The sequence below is a fragment of the Pseudomonas sp. CFBP 8772 genome (assembly GCF_014841665.1).
GTDB lineage: Bacteria > Pseudomonadota > Gammaproteobacteria > Pseudomonadales > Pseudomonadaceae > Aquipseudomonas > Aquipseudomonas graminis_B.
This window is the reverse complement of record NZ_JACYUI010000001.1, coordinates 580,596-600,427: the sequence shown is the minus strand read 5'-3', so window position 1 is coordinate 600,427 and position 19,832 is coordinate 580,596. Positions and strand designations below refer to the sequence as shown.

General features: G+C 64.1%; 11 protein-coding genes. All 11 read left to right on the top strand.

From position 1 onward, the window contains the following. Positions 1–6: 6 nt before the first annotated feature. Positions 7–1,614 (top strand): ABC transporter substrate-binding protein, encoded by a 1,608-nt coding sequence (locus IFT99_RS02605; protein WP_192130326.1) that lies wholly within the window; start codon positions 7–9, stop codon positions 1,612–1,614. A 78-nt stretch (positions 1,615–1,692) separates the two neighbouring features. Further along, positions 1,693–2,640, top strand: a complete 948-nt coding sequence (locus IFT99_RS02600) for an acetamidase/formamidase family protein (RefSeq protein ID WP_192130325.1) — start codon at positions 1,693–1,695, stop codon at positions 2,638–2,640. Further along, positions 2,637–4,379 (top strand): dipeptide ABC transporter ATP-binding protein, encoded by a 1,743-nt coding sequence (locus tag IFT99_RS02595; RefSeq protein ID WP_192130324.1) that lies wholly within the window; start codon positions 2,637–2,639, stop codon positions 4,377–4,379. The genes IFT99_RS02600 and IFT99_RS02595 overlap by 4 nt, the downstream gene beginning before the upstream one ends. 263 nt (positions 4,380–4,642) lie before the next feature. Continuing rightward, positions 4,643–5,365, top strand: coding sequence for a thermostable hemolysin (locus IFT99_RS02590; RefSeq protein ID WP_192130323.1), 723 nt, complete (start codon positions 4,643–4,645; stop codon positions 5,363–5,365). Then, the gene (locus IFT99_RS02585) at positions 5,355–6,836 is read left to right on the top strand and encodes an AMP-binding protein (RefSeq protein WP_192130322.1); all 1,482 of its coding nucleotides are present in this window, start codon (positions 5,355–5,357) and stop codon (positions 6,834–6,836) included. Before IFT99_RS02590 ends, IFT99_RS02585 begins: the two co-directional genes overlap by 11 nt. Beyond that, the gene (locus tag IFT99_RS02580) at positions 6,833–7,522 is read left to right on the top strand and encodes a TenA family transcriptional regulator (RefSeq protein ID WP_192130321.1); all 690 of its coding nucleotides are present in this window, start codon (positions 6,833–6,835) and stop codon (positions 7,520–7,522) included. The genes IFT99_RS02585 and IFT99_RS02580 overlap by 4 nt, the downstream gene beginning before the upstream one ends. After that, complete coding sequence (locus tag IFT99_RS02575; protein ID WP_192130320.1) at positions 7,509–8,318, top strand: SDR family oxidoreductase; 810 nt, start codon at positions 7,509–7,511, stop codon at positions 8,316–8,318. Before IFT99_RS02580 ends, IFT99_RS02575 begins: the two co-directional genes overlap by 14 nt. Then, complete coding sequence (locus IFT99_RS02570; RefSeq protein WP_192130319.1) at positions 8,315–8,956, top strand: tetratricopeptide repeat protein; 642 nt, start codon at positions 8,315–8,317, stop codon at positions 8,954–8,956. The genes IFT99_RS02575 and IFT99_RS02570 overlap by 4 nt, the downstream gene beginning before the upstream one ends. Positions 8,957–8,966: 10 nt before the next feature. Beyond that, positions 8,967–9,629 carry a response regulator gene (locus tag IFT99_RS02565; protein ID WP_192130318.1) on the top strand — a complete coding sequence of 221 codons (663 nt, stop codon included), beginning with the start codon at positions 8,967–8,969 and terminating at the stop codon, positions 9,627–9,629. After that, positions 9,626–11,002 carry an ATP-binding protein gene (locus IFT99_RS02560; RefSeq protein WP_192130317.1) on the top strand — a complete coding sequence of 459 codons (1,377 nt, stop codon included), beginning with the start codon at positions 9,626–9,628 and terminating at the stop codon, positions 11,000–11,002. Before IFT99_RS02565 ends, IFT99_RS02560 begins: the two co-directional genes overlap by 4 nt. Before the next feature lie 127 nt (positions 11,003–11,129). Continuing rightward, positions 11,130–19,775: a GH36-type glycosyl hydrolase domain-containing protein gene (locus IFT99_RS02555; protein ID WP_192130316.1), complete on the top strand. Its 8,646-nt coding sequence runs from the start codon at positions 11,130–11,132 to the stop codon at positions 19,773–19,775. Positions 19,776–19,832 lie beyond the last annotated feature (57 nt).

Here is a 19,832-nt window from a genome sequence, read left to right as displayed (position 1 = left end):
ACAACAATGAAAATCAACGCGCTGACCCTGGCCGTGGCGGCCACGCTGTTTACCACGCCACTGTGGGCCGACACGCCGAAAAGCGGCGGCGATGTGGTGGTCACCTACCAGAACGATGTGGCGACCCTGGACCCGGCCATCGGCTACGACTGGCAGAACTGGTCGATGATCAAAAGCCTGTTCGGCCGCCTGATGGACTACAAGCCCGGCACCACCGAACTGGTGAAAAGCCTGGCCGAGGACTACAGCATTTCCCCGGACGGGCTGGTGTACAGCTTCACCCTGGTCAAGGGCGTGAAATTCCAGAACGGCCGTGATCTGGTCGCCAATGACGTGAAGTACTCCCTGGAGCGCACCGTCAACCCGAAAACCCAGAGCCCGGGCGCCGGTTTCTTCAGCTCCATTGTCGGTTACGACGACGTGACCGGCGGCAAAAGCACGACCCTCAGCGGCATCAAGGTGGTCGACGACCAGCACCTGACCATCACGCTGAGCGCACCGAACGCCACCTTCCTGCACATCATGGCGATCAACTTCGCCTCGGTCGTGCCCAAGGAAGCAGTGGAGCAATGGGGCGCCGACTTCGGCAAGCACCCGGTGGGCAGCGGCGCGTTCAGCCTGGCCGAGTGGAAACTGGGGCAGAAACTGGAACTGGTGAAGAACCCCAATTACTTCCAGAAGGGCCTGCCCTATGTCGACAAGATCACCTTCGAGATCGGCCAGGATCCGACGGTCGCGCTGCTGCGCCTGAACAAGGGCGAAGTGGACATTGCCGGCGACGGCGTGCCACCTGCGCAATTCCTGCAGTTCAAGAACGACCCGGCGTCCAGGCAGTTGCTGGTCACCGGCAACCAGTTGCAGACCGGCTACGTGACGCTGAAAACCACCCTGCCGCCGTTCGACAACCTCAAGGTGCGCCAAGCCATCAACATGGCCATCAGCAAGGAACGCATCGTGCGCATCATCAATGGTCGTGCGGTACCGGCGAACCAACCGTTGCCGCCGGCGATGCCCGGTTATGACACCCAATACAAGGGCCTGCCCTACGACGTCGAAGGCGCGAAAAAACTGCTGGCCGACGCCGGTCTGGCCAAAGGTTTCGACACCGAGCTGTACGTGATGAACACCGACCCGCAACCGCGCATCGCCCAGTCGATCCAGCAAGACCTGGCCAAGGTCGGCATCCGCGTGCAGATCAAGTCCCTGGCCCAGGCCAACGTGATTGCCGCCGGCAGCTCCAAGGATCAGGCGCCGATGGTGTGGTCAGGCGGCATGGCCTGGATCGCCGACTTCCCGGATCCGTCGAACTTCTACGGCCCGATTCTCGGTTGCACCGGCGCGGTCGAAGGCGGCTGGAACTGGTCGTTGTACTGCAACAAGGCGCTGGATGAACGCGCCGCCAAAGCCGATGCCATGGCCCGTCCGGAACAACAGGCCGAACGCACCGAGGCGTGGAAGAAGATCTTCACCGACGCCATGGCCGACGCGCCGTGGGTGCCGATCTTCAACGAGCAACGCTTTACCGTGCGTTCCAAGCGCATGGGCGGCGACGACGCGCTGTACGTCGATCCGGTCCACGTGCCGGTCAACTATGACTCCATCTGGGTGAAGTGATTTCCCTTGGCCTGTCCCCCGGCAATCTCGCTGGAACAGGCCATTGCGCCTGCCCCCTTAGCCACGAGGACCGCACCCATGTGCCAGAACTGCCTGGTCAAGACCATTCACAGCGTCAACAGCCACTTCGGCTGGGACCACAGTTTCACCCCCGTCGAGCGCGTGGCGCCCGGCACCACCTTGCAGATGAACTGCCGGGATTCGTCCAACGGCTATTTCACTGCGCAATCGCAAGTGGCCGACGTCAGCGTGATGCCATTCGACCAGATCAACCCGGTCACCGGTCCGATCTACGTCGAGGGTGCCGAGCCTGGCGACATCCTGAAAATCACCCTGGACAGCTTCAAGCCCGGTGGCTTCGGCTGGACCGCCAACATCCCCGGCTTCGGCCTCCTTGCCGATCAGTTTCAGGCGCCGGCGTTGGCGCTCTGGCACTACGACACGCAGACCCTCGCCCCCGCCGCCTTTGGTGATTTCGCCAAGGTGCCGCTCAAGCCGTTCGCCGGGACGGTGGGCGTGGCGCCGGCCGAAGCCGGGCTGCATTCCATCGTGCCGCCGCGTCGGGTCGGCGGCAATCTGGACATCCGCGACCTGGCGGCAGGGAGCATCTTGTACCTCCCGGTGGAAGTCGCCGGCGCGTTGTTTTCCATCGGTGATACCCACGCGGCCCAAGGCGATGGCGAGGTCTGCGGCACCGCCATCGAGAGCGCCATGGACGTGGTGGTCACGCTCGACCTGATCAAGCAAACGCCCTTGGCCACGCCGCGTTTCAGCACGCCGGGACCGGTGACCAGCCACCTGGACAGCGCCGGCTACGAAGCCTTCACCGGCATCGGCCCGGACCTGATGCAGGCCGCCCGCCAAGCCGTGGCCAACACCATCGACTGGTTGTGCCGCGAGCACCGCATGCCGGCGGAACAGGCGTACATGCTGTGCTCGGTGTGCGGCGATCTGCGCATCAGCGAAATCGTCGACCTGCCGAACTGGGTGGTGTCGTTCTACTTTCCGAAAGTGGTGTTCCAGTGAAGCCAGACGATCAGCCGAGTCTGTCGGTGGAGCGGCTGAGCATCGACGTCGGCGGCGGCGCGTCACGGCGGCGGGTGGTCGATGAGTTGAGTTTCGCCCTGTACCCGCGTCGCACTCTGTGTATCGCCGGTGAATCGGGCAGCGGCAAATCGCTGTCGTCCCTGGCGATCATGGGGCTGCTGCCCAAGGCGGCCAGCGTTCCCGGTGGCGCGATCCTGTTCGACAACCGCGACCTGCTGAGCCTGCCGGAACGGGACCTGCAAAGCCTGCGTGGCAAGCGCATCGGCATGATTTTTCAGGAGCCGATGACGTCGTTGAACCCGCTGCTGACCGTCGGCCAGCAACTGGCGGAAACCCTGCGCCGGCATGAGGCGTTGAGTCGCAGTGAGATTCACCAGCGCTGCCGGGCCATGCTTGACGCCGTGCGCATGCCCCAGGTCGACAAGCGCCTGACCCAGTACCCCCATGAGTTATCCGGCGGAATGCGCCAGCGGGTGATGATCGCCATGGCGATGCTCTGCCAGCCGGAAATCCTCATCGCCGACGAGCCGACCACCGCACTGGATGTGACCATTCAGGCGCAGATTCTTGAGCTGATGCGCGAGTTGCAGCAGCAGTTCGCGACCAGCCTTCTACTCATTACCCACGACATGGGCGTGGTCGCCGAGATGGCCGATGAAGTGGTGGTGATGAATCAGGGCCGCATGGAAGAGCACGGCTCCCTGCATCAGGTTTTCACCGACGCGCAAGCGCCCTACACGCGCAAATTGCTGGCCGCGGTGCCGGTACTGGGCAGCGCGCCGCCACCCGAGGTGTTGACCGAGCAACCAGTGGTGCTCGCGGTTCAGGACCTCAGCGTGCGCTTCCCCTTGCGCCACGGCTGGTTCGAAGCGCCGCGCACGGTGCATGCCGTCGAGGGCGTGAGTTTCGAGCTGCGTCAGGGGGAAACCCTGGGGCTGGTGGGCGAAAGCGGCTGCGGCAAGTCCACCACCGGCAAGGCCTTGATGAACATGCTCAGCTATCAGGGCAGCGTGAAATTGCTGGGGCAGGAACTCAACGGTTTACAGGGTGACGCATTGCAGCGGGTGCGCCGCGACGTGCAGATGGTGTTTCAGGACCCGTACGCGGCATTGAATCCGCGCAAGACCGTCTTCGATCTGGTGGGCGAGCCGCTGCTGATTCACGACAAGATGCCCGAACCCCGGCGGCGCGAGCGTGTGGCGCAATTGCTGCAGCAGGTCGATCTGCCACGGGACGCCCTTCAACGCTATCCCCATCAGTTTTCCGGTGGCCAACGCCAGCGCATCTGCATCGCCCGGGCACTGGCGCTGAACCCCAAAGTCATCATCGCGGACGAATCGGTGTCGGCGCTGGACGTGTCGGTTCAGGCGCAAGTGCTGGCGCTGCTGGAACGGCTGCGCGCCGAGCATGGGCTGAGCTACCTGTTCATCTCCCACGACATGGCCGTGGTCGAACGCATCTGCCACCGCGTGGCGGTGATGTACGGCGGCCGCATCGTCGAAATCGGCGCCCGCGACCAGGTGCTGCACAACCCGCAACACCCTTACACCCGCCGCCTGCTCGCCGCAGTGCCGGTACCGGAAGTCGGCCGGCGCCGGGATTTCAAGAGCCTCCTCAAAGAGCTGGAACGGCCAGACCCGATCAAGGCAGCGGATTTTGTCGCGCCGGTGCAACGGTTTTCGGCGGTGGCGGCGGATCACTGGGTCGCGGTGGAGTGATGATGGCAGTGACCGCTTAACGCTTTTCAGCCGACCACGGCAGCATGCGGCCCAGGGTGTTGTCGCGGACCATGCCGGGGCGCTCGCTGAGTGGGGGGAATGTTTCTTGATGCCGCGAACCTTGAGGCCCCTGCCTTAAGGCAGTCTGAAGACGTCGCAAAGATCAGCAGGAAAGCCAGGCCAGGCAAATTTCTCACCTTCAGACTTCGTTAAGAATCGACCCCGATACTCCACCCCATCACCACTGGGGAGGAGCCACACCCATGCAGGGTCTGGACTGGAATAACCGATTACCACCGAACTCAATGCCGTCCAGCGCGCTGCCTCTGGATTTCCTGCCTATGGGATTCGGCACGGCGCAATCACCGGCCCTCTCGCTCAATCGTGCGCTGTCTCAGGAGCCACTGCGCGACGCCTACGAGACGTTCATCCAGCATCGCTTCCGCCAGGCGCACAACGCCGAGATCCGTAGCTTCATGCCGGAGTTGTTCGGACTCCACGACAACACCGGCACGCTCTGCGCCGTGGCCGGCGTGCGTGTAGCCACCTCCGGCGCACTGTTCCTGGAGAACTATCTGGATCAGCCTGTCGAGCAGATGATCGAAGCCAGTGCCGGCAGGGCCGTGGACCGTCAGGGCATCGTCGAAGTGGGCAACCTCGCCGCCAGCAACCTGGGCAGCGCGCGGCTGAGCATCATCGCCGTGACCTGGCTGCTCGCCATGAGCGGCCTGGAATGGGTGGCGTTCACCGGCAACGCCGGACTGGTGAACAGCTTCAATCGCCTCGGCCTGCGCCCCCTTACACTGTGCCTCGCCGACCCTCTGCGCCTGGGCGAAGACCGGCACGCCTGGGGCAATTACTACGACTCTCAACCCAGCGTGCACGTCGGCGACATCCGCTCCGGGTTCCTGCACTTGAGCAGCAGCGGCGTGTTTGAACGCTTCGGGTTGCCCCTGACCCTGGAGGACAGCTGCCATGTCGCCTGAACTGAGCAGATTCCGCCAACGCATCGCTGATCTCGCCGCCGGGCAGCCCGATGCGTGTGCGCTGTGGGGCGACGACCTGAAACTGAGTTATGCCGAGCTGGACGCCGAAATCAATCTGCGCCAGGAGAGGCTCAAGGACCTGGACGCAAGGGTCGTGGCCCTCGCCCTGGAGAATGGCCCGGACCTGTTGATCTGGGACCTGGCGATTCTGTTCGCAGGACTGGCCTGTGTGACGCTGCCGCCGTTCTTCAGCGCAGCCCAGCGCCGTCATTGCCTGGAGCAGAGCCAGGCTGACGTGGTCATTGCTGACGACGAGTACGCCAGTGAACTCGCCTCCTCGGCATTGCGTCATGAGGAGGGGTTCTGGCTGCGCACGAACCGTCAGCCGTCGCCCCTGCCCGAGGGCACGGCAAAGCTCACGTTTACCTCTGGCACGACCGGCACCCCCAAAGGCGTCTGCCTGGACGCCACCAGCGTGCTGACGGTGGCCATGGAGGTGCAGCGCGCCAGCGAGTCTCGCCAGCCCGCCCACCACCTTTCACTCTTGCCTCTGGCCATTCTGCTGGAAAACGTCGGCTGCTATGCCGCGCTTTACGCCGGGGCGATGCTGAGCCTGCCAAGCCAGCGAACCCTGGGCATTCAAGGGGCCAGCGGTGTGGAATTGCCGCGTCTGCTGTCGACGCTGGCGGTGCGACAGCCCCACAGCATGATCCTTGTCCCGCAGCTGTTGTTGCTGCTGGTCATCGCTTGCGAAATGCGCGCGTTCAACCCGGCAGCGCTGCGTTTCATCGCGGTGGGCGGCGCCAAAGTCACCCACGAACTGTTGCTGCGCGCCGAAGCCCTTGGCATTCCGGTGTACGAAGGCTACGGCCTGTCGGAGTGCGCGTCGGTCGTGGCCCTCAACCGCCCGGACGCCCACCATCCCGGCAGCGTTGGCAGACCCCTGCCCCATGTGCAGATACGCCTGGCCGAAGACGGCGAGGTCCTGATTCGCGGGTCGCGGATGCTGGGCTATCTCGGCGAGGCAGAACCCACACCGGAGTGGTGGCCGAGCGGTGATCTTGGTGAGTTTGACGCCAACGGTTACCTCTACCTTCACGGCCGCAAGAAGCATCAGTTCGTGACCAGCTACGGTCGCAACGTCAACCCTGGGTGGGTCGAGGCGGAGCTGACCCAACGCGGTCGGATCGCCCAGGCGTTTGTCTACGGCGAAGCCCTGTCACGCAATCATGCGTTGCTGTGGCCGCTGCGCCCCGACACCACCGACCTGCAGATCAAACAAGCTGTCGAGCAGGCCAACCAGGCACTGCCGGACTACGCACGCGTCCACAGCTGGACCCGTCTCGATCAGCCCTTCACCGCCGCCAATGGCATGGCCACCGCCAACGGCCGACCCCGGCGCGACGCCATTCTGGCGAACTACCGACATCTTTTCACCGAGCCCACGCGAGCAAAGGACCTTCAATCATGAGTTTTTTCCAAGCGCTGCAAGACGCCACCCGCACCGAGCGCGAGACCCTGTTCAACCTGCCCGTCATTCATCAGGCGCTGCACGGTGAAGTCTCGCTGGAGAGCTATCGCGCTTTCCTGACCCAGGCCTACTACCACGTGCGGCATACCGTGCCATTGATGATGGCCTGTGGCGCGCGGCTGCCTTCCCGGCTGGAATGGCTGCGGGGCGCGGTGTGCGAGTACATCGAGGACGAATACGGCCACGAGCAGTGGATCCTCAACGACCTGCGCGCCTGCGGTGGCGATGCCGATGCCGTGCGCGACGGCACGCCCGGTCTGCCCATCGAGCTGATGGTCGCCTACCTCTACGACCTCATCGCCCGGGGCAACCCGGTGGGACTGTTCGGCATGGTCAACGTGCTGGAAGGCACCAGCATCGCCCTGGCGACCCATGCCGCCGGCATCATTCAGCAGCGCCTGGCACTGCCGGCCACTGCGTTCAGTTACCTGAGTTCCCATGGCAGCCTCGATGTCGGCCACATGGAAACCTATCGCACGCTGATGGACCGCCTTGACGATCCGGAGGATCAGGCGGCCGTGATCAAGGCCTCGAAAGTGGTCTACGGCCTGTACACCGACATGTTTCGTCAGTTACCCCTCGCCCAGGCCGAACCTTTGAAGGAGCTCGACCATGCGGCTGTCTGAAGCGCGCGTGGTGCTGACCGGCGCCAGCGGCGGCATCGGCATGGCCATTGCTCAGGCGCTGTGCAGCCATGGCGCCGAAGTGCTCGCCGTCTGCCGCCATCAGGAGCCGCTGTTGCCGTTGCAACAGCAGTATCCGCATCTACTGCACTGGGTGAAGGCCGATCTGACCACCGCCGAAGGTCGTCAGCACGTGTTGATGACGGCGCAAGCGATGAACGGGGTGAACCTGCTGGTCAACGCCGCCGGCATCAATCATTTCGCCATGCTGGAACAGCTGCCAGGGCACGAGATCGATTCGATGCTCGACATCAACCTGAACGCGCCAATCCAGCTCACCAGCCTGCTGTTGCCGCTGCTGCGCCAGGCCAGCCGCGCCATGGTGGTGAACGTCGGCTCCACCTATGGCTCGATCGGCTATGCCGGTTACGCCACGTATTGCGCGAGCAAGTTTGCGCTGCGGGGGTTCTCCGAAGCGCTGCGCCGTGAGCTGGCGGATACGCGGGTGGGCGTGCTGTACGTCGCGCCCCGCGCTACCCGCACAACGATGAACAGTCCCGCAGCGCGCGCCCTCAACTCCGCCCTGAAAACCACCGAGGACGATCCGCAGACAGTCGCCGCCGCGGTTGTTCGCGCCATTGTCGGCAATCAGCGCGAGCTTTACATGGGCTGGCCTGAACAGTTCTTCGTCCGCCTCAACAGTCTGCTGCCTGCCGTGGTGGACCGCGGGCTGCGCAAACACCTGCCACTCATTCGCCGCTTCAGCAGCGCCACTCACGAAAAGAGCACCAAGCCATGAAACTTCTACTCGTCGTACTGCTCGCCACCCTCGCCCTCCCGGTATGGGCACTGGATGCACCGGACCAGCAACGCCTGACCGGGATCCAGCAGGAGTGGGCACGGATTCAATACCAGTTGCCGGAAGACCAGCGCGTCGCGGCATTTGAACAGTTGGCCGCCACGTCCGCCGCTTTCACCCAGCAGCGTCCCGCCGTCGCCGAGGCCTGGATATGGTCGGGCATTGTCACCAGCAGTTGGGCCGGTGCCCAGGGCGGACTGGGTGCCCTGAGCAAAGTCAAAACGGCCAAAGCCGACTTCGAGAAAGCCATGACGCTGGACCCCAATGCCTTGCAAGGCTCCGCCTACGCCAGCCTGGCTGCGCTGTACGATCGAGTGCCCGGGTGGCCCATCGGGTTCGGCGACCCGGATAAGGCCCAAGCACTGCTGGAGCAGGCGCTCAAGCTCAATCCCGACGGCATCGATCCGCTGTACTTCTGGGGCGATCATCTCTACCGCCAGGGTCACTATGCCCAAGCGAAGGACGCGCTGGAAAAAGCCTTGCTCGCCGCGCCCCGGCCCGGGCGCGAAGTGGCGGACAGTGGACGCCGTAAAGATATCCAGCTATTGCTGGTGGACGTAAACAAGAAACTGAAATGACGGAGCATTCATGCGTTTGCTGCTGGTTGAAGACGATGTCGCCCTCGGCGAGGGCATTCATCAGGCGTTGAGTCGCGAAGGCTACACGGTGGACTGGGTGAAAGATGGCGCCAGCGCCCTCCATGCCTTGTTGAGCGAGGTCTTCGATCTGGCCATTCTCGATCTCGGATTGCCCAGGCTGGACGGCCTGGCGGTGCTGAGGCGCCTGCGTGAAAGTGGCTCGGCGCTGCCGGTGCTGATCCTGACCGCACGGGACGCCACCGAAGACCGCATTGCCGGCCTCGACGCAGGGGCCGACGATTACCTGATAAAGCCCTTTGACCTGTCCGAACTCAAGGCCCGCCTGCGGGCGCTGTTGCGGCGCAGTGCCGGGCGCGCGCGGGTCACGATCGAGCACGCGGGCATCCGCCTGGACCCGACCACCCAGCAAGTCAGTTACAAGGATGATCTCGTCGCCCTCACCCCCAAGGAATACCAGCTGTTGTACGAACTGCTCTCGCCACCGGGCCGGGTGATGACCCGCGAACGCTTGATGCAGTTGCTGTACGGCTGGAACGAAGAAGCAGAGAGCAACACCCTCGAAGTGCACATCCATCACCTGCGCAAGAAGTTTTCCAGCGAGCTGATCCGCACCGTACGCGGCGTCGGCTACCTGGTGGAGGATCGCCCGTGACGTCGATCCGCCGCCGCACGCTGACCCTGATCCTTGGACTGGTGCTGATCGGCCTGCTGATCCTGACCCTGGTCAACCTCCATGACAGCAACCACGAAATCGCCGAAGTCTACGATGCCCAGCTCGCCACCAACGCCCGGTTGCTGCAGGGCGTGATGCGCATGCCCCTGGCGCGGCAGGAGCATGCGCAGTTGTACCAGGCGTTCAATCAGGCCCTGGCTCAGGCCGAACCGCGAGTCGACGGCCACCCCTACGAGAGCAAAATCGCCTTTCAGGTCTGGGACCTTCAAGGCCGGTTGCTGGTGCACACCCCCAGCGCACCGACCCTGACCCATGCGCCTCAATACACCGGCTTCAGCGACATCAATGATCTGGGCAAACATGAATGGCGCACCTTCGTGCTCAGGGACGAGCAACACGACCTGGTGATCTGGGTTGGCGAGCGCGACGACGTGCGCTCGGACCTGGTCAACCGCATCGTTCGCCACACGGTGATCCCCAATCTGATCGGCAGCCTGCTGCTGATGGGCGCGATCTGGCTGGCCATTGGCTGGGGCCTCAAGCCGCTGGCCGATCTGGCCGCCACCCTGCGCGGTCGTCATCCGGGCTCCCTCGAACCCTTGCAACTGGCGCCCCTGCCCAGCGAGCTGGAACCCATGCAAGCGGCCCTGAACCGATTGCTCGGACAGATTCAGGATGTGCTGAGCCGTGAACGACGCTTCATCGCCGACGCCGCCCATGAAATGCGCACGCCGCTGGCGGTGCTGCGGGTGCATGCACAGAACGTCCTCGAAGCGCGCGACGACGCGCAGCGCAATGAGTCCCTGAGCTACCTGATCGTGGGCGTTGATCGGACGACACGCCTGGTCAATCAGCTGCTGACCATCGCACGACTGGAGCCCGGCGCGGGGCCCGTGCCGACGCGCAGCGCTGACGTGGTCGCTGCCGTGCGCGACAGCCTGGTGCAGATGACGCCGTGGGTATTGAGCCGAGGGCTGGAACTGGTGTTCGAATGCGCTGAGCCGTCCCGTGAGGTGACGACCGATTTCGCTGCCATCGACATCGCGCTGCAAAACCTGTTGACCAATGCCGTCAATTTCTCGCCTGCAGGGGGTCAGGTGAGTGTGACCCTGGGCTTCGGCGATGGCGCTTTCCGGCTCAGCGTTGCCGACGAGGGGCCTGGCATCGACGAAGCCGAGCGGGAGCGCCTGTTCGAACGCTTTTACAGCCGCGGCAATGATCAGGGCGTCGGCCTGGGCCTGACCATCGTGCAAACCATTGCGCGGCGCCTGGGCGGGGAAATCATCATGGAGAACCGCGCCGGGAAAGGCTTGCGCGCGACGCTATGTGCGCCAGCGAACAGACAGCCCTGAGAAAGCGTACTCACACTGTCGTGGTCTGAACGCATCGTTCACCAGGGCACATCAGTGCCGGCGCTCCGCTGCGCACACCGCCCAAAACGCTGCGTCCGCCGGAGTGCAAGTCATTTCAGGGAAACTAATGACGAGCACATGGACACGCACCAAACAGGCGATCTCACGGGTCAGGCTGGCGGGTCGCGCCGGGGCCCACCCGAAGCTGGCGTTCGCCTACGAGCGACTGCTGCGCGCCGAACTCTTCAACGCCGACCAGATGGCCAGCCACGGCATAGACCTGGCCACTCAGCATCAGCTCGGTGCAGTGACCACGCGGGACTTCCTGCTGGGCAGGCTGGATGACAACGAGGCATTGCTCAAGGAAAGCTGCAGCGCGTTGACTGAGGCCCAGGCCTCCGACCGCCGGATCACCCCCGCCGCCGAGTGGCTGCTCGATAATTTTTTCCTGATTGAAGATCACATCCGCACAGCCAGGTCGCACCTGCCCCAGGGTTACAGCCGTGAGTTGCCGCGCCTGAGCAATGGGCCCTCCAGCGGTTTGCCGAGGGTGTACGACATTGCCCTGGAGACCATTTCCCACGGTGATGGCCGCTTTGACGAACTGAGCCTTACGCGCTTCGTGGTGTCGTACCAGACGGTCATGCCGTTGGCGCTGGGCGAGTTGTGGGCTATCCCGATCATGCTGCGCCTGGCGTTGATCGAGAACCTGCGGCGGGTGGCCTCCCGGGTCATGGCAAACTGGGACGATCGCAACCTGGCTGATGACTGGGCCGAGCGGCTCATCGAGGTGTCCGAGCACGACGTGAAAAGCGTGGTGCTGACTGTCGCTGACATGGCCCATTCGTCCCCGCCCACGACCGCTGCTTTCGTTGCCGAGTTCGCCCGTCGGTTGCAGGGTCAGAGCGCTGCCCTGGCGCTGCCGCTCAACTGGATCGAGCAGTTGCTCGCCGAGACCGGTTCGAGCATCGAGCGGCAGGTACAATTCGATGCGCAGCAGCAGTCGGCGGATCAGATGTCCATCAGCAACAGCATCGCCAGCCTGCGCCTGCTCTCAGCGACCCCCTGGCGTGAGTTCGTCGAAGGGATGAGCCATGTCGAGCAGACCCTTCAACAGGACCCGGCCGAGGTCTATCCGCGCATGGACTTCGCCACCCGCGACAGCTATCGCCACGTCATCGAACGGCTGGCCAGGCGCAGTGGACGCACTGAAATGTCCGTCGCGCAGACCGTTGTGGCGCTGTCCCGAGAACACCGGGACGCGTCAGCCGGAGACGATCTCGCCCGCCATATCGGGTATTTCCTGGTCGGCCCCGGCATTGGGGTGCTCGAGCAAAAGCTGGGCGCCCGTGTGCCCTTTCACGAACGCTGGAAACGCCTGCTGCAAAGCTCACCGCTGACGTTTTACCTGGCACCTGCCGGTGCCCTGACCATTATTTTTGCGCTGCCGCTGCTGTCTTCGGCACACCGGGACGGGCTGCCTGATCTCGCGCTCATCGCACTGGCAGTGCCCTGCCTGGTCATGACCAGTCGCCTGGCCTTCAGCCTCATCAACTGGCTGGTCACCTTCAGTCTGCTGCCCGCCATGCTGCCGAAGATGGATTACGCCAACGGGATTCCCGATGAAGCGCGCACGCTGGTCGCCATTCCCACGCTGATCGGTTCGCGCGCGGACGTCGACGACCTGGTAGAGGGCCTGGAAGTCAGGTTCCTCGCCAATCGCGACAGCAATCTTTTCTTCGCGCTGCTGACCGACTTTCTCGATGCGCCGGCCGAAGTGCAGGCAGCGGATGCAGACCTGCTCGACTATGCTGCGGCGGCGATCAACCGACTCAACGGCAAGTACGCGGACGAACTGCCCGCGCGGTTCTTCCTGTTTCACCGCCCGCGCCGCTGGAACGCCAGTGAACGCGCCTGGATGGGCCACGAGCGCAAACGCGGCAAGCTGACTGACCTCAACGCCTGGCTGCGGGGTGCGGACGACAACCGTTTTACCACCATCGTGGGCGACGCCTCTGCCCTTGGCGCGGTGCGTTATGTGCTGACCCTTGATACCGACACGCTCCTGCCGGGAGAGGTTGCGCGCCAGTGCGTGGCCGCCATGATGCACCCGCTGAACCGCCCGGTGTTCGACGCGCGACGTGAGCGTGTCATTTCCGGCTACGCGCTGTTGCAACCCCAGGTCGGCATCAGCCTGACCAGCACCCCCCGCTCGATCTATTCGCGCCTGTTTGGCAGTGGCGGCGGCGTCGATCCCTACACCCGGGCGGTCTCGGACATTTACCAGGACCTGTTCAAACAAGGCTCTTTCATCGGCAAGGGCATCTACGATGTCGACGCGTTCACCAGTGCGCTGGAGGGCTGTCTGCCGGACAACCAGGTCCTCAGTCACGATTTGATCGAGGGTTGCTACGCCCGGTCAGGCCTGCTCAGCGATGTGCAGTTGTACGAGCAATACCCGTCTCGCTACAGCGTGGACGTCAAGCGACGCCATCGCTGGATTCGCGGCGACTGGCAGCTGATCCCCTGGATTCTGCCCTGGACCCTGAACACCCGCGGCCAATGGGCACGCAACCGTCTCGATGTCATGGCCCGCTGGAAGATTCTTGACAATCTGCGCCGCAGCCTTGAGCCGGCGGCAGTGTTGCTGATGCTGGCCTGGGGCTGGTTCGCCAGCAGTGAACCGCTGGCCTGGACCTTGGCGGTGGTCGGCTTGTTGGTCATGCAACCGTTGCTCAGGACCCTGACCGACGGGTTGCAACCGCCGTTGAACGTGCCTTACCGGCAATACCTGGCCGCGCTGTGCAGGAGTCTGGGGCAGGACCTCGCCCAGATCGCTGCCACCGTCGCATGGTTGCCGTTCGAGATGTATTACAGCGTGGGCGCCATTGCCCGTTCGCTCTGGCGCATCCTGTTCAGCCGTCGCCTGTTATTGCAGTGGCAACCCTCCCGGGAAGTGGAGCGCAACACGCAGAACCCGCTGCCGGGGCTCTACCGCGAAATGTGGGCAGGCCCTGCCCTCGCCCTCTGCGGGTTGGCCGGTTTGATGAATGACCCGCTGGCTCTGCTGATTGCCATGCCGTTCCTGCTCGCCTGGGCTGCCGGCCCCTGGATCGCCTGGCGCCTGAGCGCGATGCCGGAAAATGCCGTGTTCGAGCCCTCGGTGGACGCACTGCGCTTCCTGCAGGTGCTCTCGCGGCGGACGTGGGCGTTCTTCGATGACTTCGTCGGGCCCCAGGACAACTGGCTGCCCCCTGACAATGTTCAGGAGGAGCCGAAATCGGTAATCGCCCACCGGACCTCGCCGACCAACATGGGCATGGCGCTGCTCGCGCATCTGGCCGCCCACGACTTCGGTTACCTCAGCACCGACCGACTGCTGCAGCGCTTGTCCGCATCGCTGGACACCATGGACAGCCTGGAGCGGTACCAACGACATTTCTACAACTGGTATGACACGCAGACACTCAAGCCCCTGCGCCCTCAGTACATCTCCACCGTTGACAGCGGCAACCTGGCCGGGCACCTGCTGACCCTGCGCGCCGGCTTGATCCAGCTGCCCGACGCTGCGGTGTTCGATGCCGCCATGCTCAAGGGCCTGCGCATCACGCTGGACACGCTGCTTGAAACGACGGACACCGTTGGCACGTTGACCGCGCTCTATCCCCTGCTCGACGAGCCCGCCGGAACCGATGACACCGGTGCGCTGTTGACGGCGTTACAGACCGTCCGTGCCCGGGTTGCAGCCATGGCAGCCGGTGGCAGCGAAGACAGCGTGTATTGGCAAAACGCCTTGCTCGCGCAGTGTGATGACTGGCTCGCGGCCCTCGAACGTTATCGACTGCCGCCGCCCTTGGCCGGCCGCCAACCCCGTCGCCGCACACTGCGGGCGCTGTCCCGGCTGGACGAAGCTGACTGGGCTGCGGAGGATCACCCGCGCATAGCAGCAGTGCGCAGAACGGCCCTCGACGCTATCGCCCGGATCGATCGCCTGATTCTGCTGACGAGCGATCTGGCGCAGATGGACTTCTCCCTGCTCTATGACAACAAGCGCGACTTGTTCGTGATCGGCTACAACGCCGACGAGCGTCGCCTGGACACCGGTTATTACGACCTGCTGGCGTCAGAAGTGCGCCTGACCAACTTCGTGGTGATAGCCCAGGGGCAGATTCCCCAACGGGCGTGGTTCACCCTCGGGCGACTGCTCGGTGACTCCGCCGGCGTACCGACCTTGATGTCCTGGTCCGGCTCGATGTTCGAATACCTGATGCCCATGCTGGTCATGCCCAACTACGACGGCAGCCTGCTTGACCAGACCTGCCGGGCGGCGGTGGCCGTGCAAATCGAACACGGCAAACGTCTGGGCATCCCGTGGGGGGTGTCGGAATCGGGCTATTACACGCTGGATGCGCACTTTAATTATCAGTACCGGGCGTTCGGCGTTCAGGCCCTCGGCCTCAAGCGCGGCCTGGGCGACGATGTGGTTGTCGCGCCTTACGCCAGCGTCCTGGCCTTGATGGTGGACGCCGACGCGGCCTGCAAAAACCTGCAGCGTCTGGCCCGCAAAGGCGCCTCCGGGCGCTACGGATTCTACGAGGCCGTCGATTACACCGAAGCGCGTCTGCCGCGGGGCCAGCGTTACGCCTGGGTGCAGTCCTTCATGGCGCATCATCAGGGGATGAGCCTGCTGGCCTTGACCAGCGTGCTGCTCAACCAGCCGATGCAACGGCGGTTTGAGTCGGACCCGGCCCTGCAATCGGCCCTGCTGCTGTTGCAAGAGCGGGTGCCGAAAGTGGCCGCGCCTTACCTGCAAACCGCCCAGCAGCCCGCCGCCAGTGATACCGGCGCCGGGCAGGAGAACGACCTGAGGGTGTTTGCCAACCCGGGGCATAAGCGCCCGGCGGTGCAATTGCTCTCCAACGGCCGGTACCACGTCATGCTCAGCAGCGCCGGCGGCGGGTACAGCCGCCTCGACAACATGGCCGCCACCCGCTGGCATGAAGATGCGACCCGGGACAACTGGGGCATGTTCTGTTACCTGAGAGACGTAGCCACGGGCGCCGTCTGGTCCAGTGCCTTTCAGCCGACCTTGCACCGGGCCGAGAGCCACGAGGCTATTTTCAGCGATGCCCGCGCCGAGTTTCGCACCCGGGAACTGGGTTTCGACACCCACATGGAAATCGTCGTCTCCCCTGAAGACAACATCGAACTGCGGCGCCTGCACGTGACCAACCGCGGGGAGTCTGCGAAGACGCTGGAGATCACCACCTACGCGGAAGTGGTGCTGGCCTCGCCGGAAACGGACGCCATGCACCCGGCGTTCAGCAAGTTATTCGTGCAGACCGAATTGCTGCTGCCGCTGCAAGCCATCGTCTGCAGCCGTCGCCCGCGGGCCAGCGATGAACACACGCCGTGGATGTGCCACCTGCTGGCGGCCCATGGCGTTGATATCCAGGCCATCTCCTACGAGACCGACCGCGCCCGCTTCATTGGCCGAGGCCGCAGCACCCAGTCGCCGGCCGCGCTGGACCCGGACTGCGAGCAACTGTCAGGCAGCGCCGGCCCGGTCCTGGACCCGATTGTCGCCATCCGTTGCCGGATTACCCTGCAGCCCGGGCAGCAAGGCACCATCGATCTGGTCACGGGCGTGGCGGACAGCCGCGAAGACTGCCTCTCGCTGATCAACAAATACCGGGACCGACACCTGGCGGACCGGGTCTTCGATTTGTCGTGGACCCACAGCCAGGTGCTGCTGCGTCAGCTCAACGTTTCCCCCGCCGACGCCCGTTTGTTTGAACAGATGGCCTCTTCCCTGATTTACGCCAACGCAGGCTTGCGCGCCGACAGCACCGTGCTGGCGGCCAACCTGCGCAATCAGCAGGGCCTGTGGGGGCAGTCGATTTCAGGCGACCTTCCCATCGTGCTGTTGCAGGTCAGAAGCCTTGAGAACATCGAGCTGGTCCAGAAGATGATTCAGGCCCACGCCTACTGGCGTCAGAAAGGCCTGCTGACGGACCTCCTCATCTGGAACGAAGATCAGGTGGGTTATCGCCAGCAACTGCAGGACGCGATCATGGGACTGGTCACTTCCGGCAGCGAAGCGACGCTGGTGGATCGGCCGGGCGGCATATTCGTGCGTATGGCACAGCAGATGTCCAACGAAGACCGCACGCTGATCCTGTCGGCCGCGCGGCTGGTGTTTTCCGAAGGCCTGGGGAACCTGGCCGAACAGGTTCACCGCCGCCGCGTCGTCCGGGTGCACGCGCCGTTTGTCGCTACCGTGGTTCATGTGCCAGCGCCATTACAGGCCCTTGCGCCGTTGCCCGTTTCGCTGCCACTGAGCAACGCTTACGGTGCGTTCAGCCAGGACGGTGATGAGTACATCATCAACGCCCCGGCCTCCCATCCCACACCCGCCCCTTGGGGCAACGTAATCGCCAATGCCCAGATGGGCACGGTGGTCTCGGAGTCCGGCAGTGCTTACACCTGGGCTGAAAATGCCCACGAATACCGTTTGACCCCCTGGCACAACGACCCGGTGAGCGACCCCGTCGGCGAGGTCATTTACCTGCGCGATGAAGACACCGGCCACTTCTGGTCGGCCACCCCGCAACCCGCTTCGGGCACTGGCGCTTACCGAACCCGCCACGGCTTTGGTTACACCGTGTTCGAGCACGAGGAAGACGGCATCCACAGCGAGCTCTGGGTTTACGTGGCGCTGGATGCACCGATCAAGTTCTCCAGGCTGGTGCTGCGCAATGTCTCGGGGCGAGAGCGCAACCTGACGGTGACCGGCTATGTGGAGTGGGTGCTGGGCGATCTGCGCAGCAAATCAGCCATGCACGTGGTCACCCATTCGGACCCTGCCAGCGGCGCACTGTTTGCGCGCAACGCCTGGTCGGTGGAATTCAGCGAGCGCGTGGCGTTTTTCGACACCGACACCGTCGATCACAGTGTCACGGCGGACCGTACCGAATTCATCGGACGTTGCGGCAGCCTGCGGTCGCCCGCCGCGATGCGGCACAAGGGGCTGTCGGGAAAAACCGGTGGCGGTCTGGACCCGTGCGCTGCGATACAAGTGACGTTGGCGCTAGCACACGGGCAAGGCACCGAAGTCATTTTGCGCCTGGGTGCGGAGAAAAATCCCCAGGCAGCCACCCAGTTGGCGCAACGCTACAAAGGCGTGCAGATGGCGGCGGAGCAGTTGCAGAAAGTCAAAGACCACTGGCGTTCGGTGCTCTCGGTGGTTCAGGTGAAGACCCCGGTACCGGCCCTGGACGTGATGCTCAACGGCTGGTTGATGTACCAGGTGATCGCCTGCCGGTTTCTCGCCCGCAGCGGTTATTACCAGTCGGGTGGCGCCATCGGCTTTCGCGATCAGTTGCAAGACAGCATGGCGATGATTCATGCCGATCCGGCGGCTGCGCGGACGCATCTGTTGCTGTGCGCCAATCATCAATACGCCGAGGGCGATGTTCAGCACTGGTGGCACCCTCCCCTCAATCGAGGCGTGCGCACGGCCTGCTCCGACGATTTCCTGTGGCTCGTCGCCGCCACCAGCCGCTACGTCGAGGTCACCGGTGATCTGTCCGTGCTGGACGAACCCGCCGGCTACCTCGAAGGGCGCGCGCTGGGGCCGGGGGAAGAATCCTATTACGACCTGCCCGGTCTCTCTCCCTTGCAGGAGCCGCTGTATCGGCACTGTGTCCGCGCCATCGAGCACAGCCTGAGCCGTGGCGAACACGGTCTGCCGCTGATGGGCAGTGGCGACTGGAACGACGGCATGAACCGCGTGGGCTATCTCGGCCGGGGTGAAAGCGTCTGGCTGGGCTTCTTCGGGTGCCATGTGCTTGAGCGCTTTGCGCGGGTCGCCGAACGCCACGGCGACAGCGAATTCGCTGCACGTTGCGGTGAACAGGCGAAACAGCTGCGCGACAACCTGGAAGCGTCTGCCTGGGATGGCGCGTGGTATCGCCGCGGCTGGTTTGACGACGGGCAACCTCTGGGCTCATCAGTCAACGATGAGTGTCGGCTGGACTCCATCGCCCAGAGTTGGTCGGTGTTGTCCGGCGCCGGATCACCCGCCCGGCAGCAACGGGCGATGCAAGCGGTGGATCAGTACCTGGTCAAGCCGGATATCCGTGCGGTCCTGCTGCTCGATCCGCCGTTCGACAAGGGTCTGCAAGACCCGGGCTACATCAAGGGATATGTGCCGGGCGTGCGCGAAAACGGTGGGCAGTACACCCATGCGGCGGTCTGGGCGGCGATGGCGTTCGCGCACTTGGGCGACACGGCCAAGGCCTGGCAATTGCTGCACATGATCAACCCGGCCGCCCCCCTCAACAGCCCCAGGATCGACACGTATAAAGTCGAACCCTATGTGATGGCGGCTGATGTCTACGGCACTGCACCCCATGCGGGGCGCGGCGGCTGGACCTGGTACACCGGCTCCGCTGGCTGGATGTACCGGTTGGGCGTCGAGTCACTGCTGGGGCTTCAGCGCAGCGGCAACCTGCTGCAGCTGAACCCGTTGATGCCGGAGGACTGGCCGGGGTTCAACCTGAGTTACCGCTTTGCAGGGACGCAGTACCACTTCGAGGTGGTCCGTGGCGAGACGGCCGGCAGCTCGATGACGCTGGATGGCACGCCGGTGGACGGAATGACACTGACGCTGGTGGACGATGGCGTGGAGCGCTGGGTTCGCATCCAGTGCGGCGGTTCGCAGCCGGCAGCCCCCAAGCCGGTGGATTACGCGAAAGCGGCCGATGATTGACCTCCAGCGCCGGCGCTGCACTGGAGTACTCTCCGTTGGTCGTCCCCACTCCTGGAG

What these genes read in the sequence shown, in the direction of transcription:
- IFT99_RS02605 (WP_192130326.1), top strand. Translation starts at nt 7, where the DNA reads ATGAAAATCAACGCGCTGACCCTGGCCGTGGCGGCCACGCTGTTTACC.
- IFT99_RS02600 (WP_192130325.1), top strand. Translation starts at nt 1,693, where the DNA reads ATGTGCCAGAACTGCCTGGTCAAGACCATTCACAGCGTCAACAGCCAC.
- IFT99_RS02590 (WP_192130323.1), top strand. Translation starts at nt 4,643, where the DNA reads ATGCAGGGTCTGGACTGGAATAACCGATTACCACCGAACTCAATGCCG.
- IFT99_RS02585 (WP_192130322.1), top strand. Translation starts at nt 5,355, where the DNA reads ATGTCGCCTGAACTGAGCAGATTCCGCCAACGCATCGCTGATCTCGCC.
- IFT99_RS02580 (WP_192130321.1), top strand. Translation starts at nt 6,833, where the DNA reads ATGAGTTTTTTCCAAGCGCTGCAAGACGCCACCCGCACCGAGCGCGAG.
- IFT99_RS02575 (WP_192130320.1), top strand. Translation starts at nt 7,509, where the DNA reads ATGCGGCTGTCTGAAGCGCGCGTGGTGCTGACCGGCGCCAGCGGCGGC.
- IFT99_RS02570 (WP_192130319.1), top strand. Translation starts at nt 8,315, where the DNA reads ATGAAACTTCTACTCGTCGTACTGCTCGCCACCCTCGCCCTCCCGGTA.
- IFT99_RS02565 (WP_192130318.1), top strand. Translation starts at nt 8,967, where the DNA reads ATGCGTTTGCTGCTGGTTGAAGACGATGTCGCCCTCGGCGAGGGCATT.
- IFT99_RS02555 (WP_192130316.1), top strand. Translation starts at nt 11,130, where the DNA reads ATGACGAGCACATGGACACGCACCAAACAGGCGATCTCACGGGTCAGG.